Origin of the sequence: Sandarakinorhabdus cyanobacteriorum, assembly GCF_002251755.1 — a bacterium.
GTDB classification, from domain to species: Bacteria; Pseudomonadota; Alphaproteobacteria; order Sphingomonadales; family Sphingomonadaceae; genus Sandarakinorhabdus; species Sandarakinorhabdus cyanobacteriorum.
This window is the reverse complement of sequence record NZ_NOXT01000031.1, coordinates 1-3,515: the sequence shown is the minus strand read 5'-3', so window position 1 is coordinate 3,515 and position 3,515 is coordinate 1. Positions and strand designations below refer to the sequence as shown.

Sequence of the window (3,515 nt, the reverse complement as noted above, 5' to 3'; positions counted from 1 at the left end):
AACCGTCATCTTCTGGATCGGCCAATGAGTCCTGAGCCTAGATTGCCTGCCCCGCTCCGCGAGTCCAATCGCTTCATCGGATGGGGAGGGAAGCCGTCAATGATGATTCGAATGACAGGGGCAATGTCTGCCTTTGCCCTGCTCTACTCCGGTCCCTTGCAAGCCACCTCGCCCGCCGACGACATTGCCTTTATCAGGCGACAGATCGAACAGCTCGAAGCGGCAGGCATTGATGCCAGCGAGATGCGGGCGAGCCTACGTCAGATGGAAGCAGAAGCAGCCGCTCGCGGCGCCCCGTCCGAACCGGCAAGAACGCCCGAAAACACCCAGGGTCAGCTCTTCGGCAGTTGGCAACACCCGACAAAGGGAACCTGGACCTTTAGCGCCGATGGCATGGCAACGCTGGTGCGGGATTCGGTCAACGGCATTCCCGGCCGCTACACGATCACCATGCGCTGGTCGCAGGAAGGCACCAATACGCTGGTCTACACGCCGATCCGCAACACGCTCGTAGGATCTCCCGACAGCGACCGCGACGAGCCAATCTCCGAACCAAAGACCTACCGCGCTCCGTTCGAACTGATCAACGGCGCGCTGTTCTTGGGCGGCACCGAATATCAAAAACAGTGATGGAATCCGAGCCAAACACCTTGGAGGAAAAGCATGATCAGTGCGAAAAATTTCATCCCCATTGTCATGGGGCTGACATTGGCGGGATGTGCCAGCTTTATTGATGCGATGGCAGAAATGCGCCCGATCAATGTCGATCAGAACCGAATCAACGTCGTACCGCAATATCCTGACGTGACAAAAACCAACTATGTCGGAGGCGAAGACTGTTCTGGATATGTGCGTTACGGACGGCAGAACAATAATACGTTTGCTCAAATATATAACACAAGTGAACGAAGTTTTGATTATAAAATGTACTGGGACGATGGCACGACTTCTACAGGCACCCTTTCACCCGGAGCCGAAAGCACGCGTCATTTTTGAATAAAATATCAAATATTTGGATCTATTTATGAACTCAATCCTGACAAATCTCGTGGCAATTTTGGCGGCATCGCAATCTGCGCCCAATGACAATCCCGATATCAGGAGCTTCGCTGTCTGCGCGCCCCTCAAGACGTTCTTCAATGTCAACGAGCGTGACGATTACATTGTTATCGCTGACCTCAATGCTGCGCTCGGCATTGCACGCAATTGTGTGGCTTCGGGTGATCCATTGGGCCATCTGAGCGAGGCCTATGTGCTCGTCAAGCAAGGCAACGTTTCACTCGCGCGTGCCGCCATTGGACGCGCAAACGCACTCGGGCAGGACCCCGCGATGGCAGCGCGGATTACATGCATGATCGAACGCGCGGCGAACAACCTTCCGGCAGCCCGATCGGCCTGCGACCGGGCCCTCTCGCTGCGACCGAATTGGGTACAGGCGCTTGCATCACGTGCGGAAATTGCTCGAATCGACGGCGATAGGTTGGGCGCACTTCGGTATATTGAACAGGCGCTACGCGGCCGGCCTGAAGGTGCGAGCCTGCTCGTAACGCGGGCAGAATTGCTCCTGGCACTGGGACGCAAAGATGAAGCGGTCTTGACTGCAAGGCGAGCTGTCCAATCCGCGCCAATCCGCGGCGAGACCCACAATATCTTGGCGACATCGCTGATCGCAGTTCAGGAATATGAAGGTGCAATTGCTGCAGCGACGAGGTCAATCGAAGTCGCTCCTGGATTTCCCGACGCCTGGTCGCTTCGAGCCGAGGCAAGGTATCGTTCAAGTCAGGACGCGCTGGCAGCGGCCGATGCGGCGCGCGCAATCGCAATCGATCCTACGCACGAGCGCGCATATTGGGTCCAGGCGATGATTGACCGTCAGAATAATCGCCTGGATTCCGCACTGGCAGCGATTGATCGAGCCGTCGCGATCGACCCCGAATCCGCAGCGGCGCATCATGAACGGGGTTTCATTCTGGAGCGGCTGGGTCGATCGCGTGAAGCCGAAGCCAGCCATCGACGCGCATCGACGATCGACCCGAGATGGTCATCGCCCTGGGTCTCGCTATCAGCCATAGCCCTGGCCGCGAAGGATTATCCCAAAGCCGAGTCCTTGGCGCGTGAGGCAATTTCACGTGACGATCGCAGCGCCAACGGTCACGGAAATTTGGCAGCAGCCGCGCGAGCACAAGGTCGGCTCAGCGAAGCGCTCGAACATTATGATCGAGCGCTGGCGCTGCGACCCAATTTGGAGCCCTCCTTGTTCTGGCGAGCGAGAACTCTTTCGGAACTGGGACGGCCCACGGCGGCCATCGCCGATTATTCGAAGCTGGTCGAGGTCAATCCCAAATATGGATGGGCCTGGGTTAATCGTGGCCAGCTCTATCTTGAAACGGGAAATGCGACCGCGGCGTGGAACGACCTCAATCACATCATCGGGGGCATGCGGACCCAGTCAGAACCATGGGTGCTCTGGCATCTGGCAGGCATCAGGAGCGGGCGGACCAATAGTCAAATGCTCGATCGGCTTGGTCAGATTTGGCCCAATACGCCCAATGCTGGTTCCCTTGCAGTGCGTGCAAATCTCCGGCGCCTTGCAGGTTATCCTTTGTCGGCAGTTCTGGAGGATGTCGACGCGGCGCGTTCAATGCGGCCCACGGGATTTGTCTCGCGCTATGTCGATGCCGCGACCGACGAGGCGCTGTTCGATGCCTTATGCGGTACGCCCGAGCTGCTGCGCGCCTGCGCCAGAGCGTTGATCATGTCCGCGCCATATTGAGGGCCCGCTCGGAATTGCGAATGCAACATAGGCAGCATCCAGCGTTCGAATTGATATTTCGGCCACCAGAGGCTTTGCTGGATGGCGTCTATCGGCTGCGACCAAAAGCGTGGCGGTCACGCGCGCGCGACTTCCCCGATATCGATGTCTGGCGTGACGCCTTCGACGGTTGCAGCGACCATCGGGTGGTCGTCCAACGTTCCCGCGTGGTGGCGGCAGGTCGATTGACGATCCGGGATCGTATTGCCGAACTGCCGCATCCCGAGCTTTACGCCGGTTTCGACTTGCCGGATACCGGACCGGTCGGCTCGATCAATCGGCTCGTCGTCGATGCTGACTATGCAGGCATCGGTCTCAGCCGGATGATTGACGAAGCGCGGATCGCCCATGCCGACGCGCAGGGGGTCAGGGTGCTGCTTGCGACCACCTTTGCAGGCCAGCGACGCGTGACCGCGCTCGAAAGGCTCGGGTTTCGCGAGCTTGGCGACGCGAGGGCCTATAACGACGGTCCGCTAACTTGCCTCAATCGCGTAGCATCCTCCGGGGGGGGAGGGGGCGAGCGGTTGCTCGCTCGCTTCTCCGCCGCGGCGCCACAACATCGTGATGGCGCGGTAGAGACGCGATGACAGCCCTTTCACCATTCCTTCAAGACCTCGCTGCGCTGCGTGATCGTGCATGGGGGCAGAGCGCCGATCCGGCCAACCTAGCCCGCCTTATTCATGAGCCTTCCTGTCAGGGCGTT

Annotated in this window: 4 protein-coding genes; all 4 read left to right on the top strand. The window is 58.9% G+C overall.

Annotation, left to right across the window (positions count from 1 at the left end):
* Positions 1-630 (top strand): hypothetical protein (locus CHU93_RS17190; RefSeq protein WP_207759166.1); only part of this gene is annotated, 630 nt, incomplete at its 5' end.
* Between the two features lie 33 nt (positions 631-663).
* Positions 664-996, top strand: coding sequence for a hypothetical protein (locus CHU93_RS17185; protein ID WP_133064249.1), 333 nt, complete (start codon positions 664-666; stop codon positions 994-996).
* Positions 997-1,024: 28 nt separating this feature from the next.
* Complete coding sequence (locus tag CHU93_RS00635) at positions 1,025-2,773, top strand: tetratricopeptide repeat protein (RefSeq protein ID WP_094472292.1); 1,749 nt, start codon at positions 1,025-1,027, stop codon at positions 2,771-2,773.
* Positions 2,774-2,847: 74 nt separating this feature from the next.
* Complete coding sequence (locus CHU93_RS17180) at positions 2,848-3,399, top strand: GNAT family N-acetyltransferase (protein WP_133064248.1); 552 nt, start codon at positions 2,848-2,850, stop codon at positions 3,397-3,399.
* Positions 3,400-3,515: the final 116 nt, after the last annotated feature.

Coding starts and splice junctions, on each gene's coding strand:
- CHU93_RS17185 (WP_133064249.1), top strand. CDS start 664: ATGATCAGTGCGAAAAATTTCATCCCCATTGTCATGGGGCTGACATTG.
- CHU93_RS00635 (WP_094472292.1), top strand. CDS start 1,025: ATGAACTCAATCCTGACAAATCTCGTGGCAATTTTGGCGGCATCGCAA.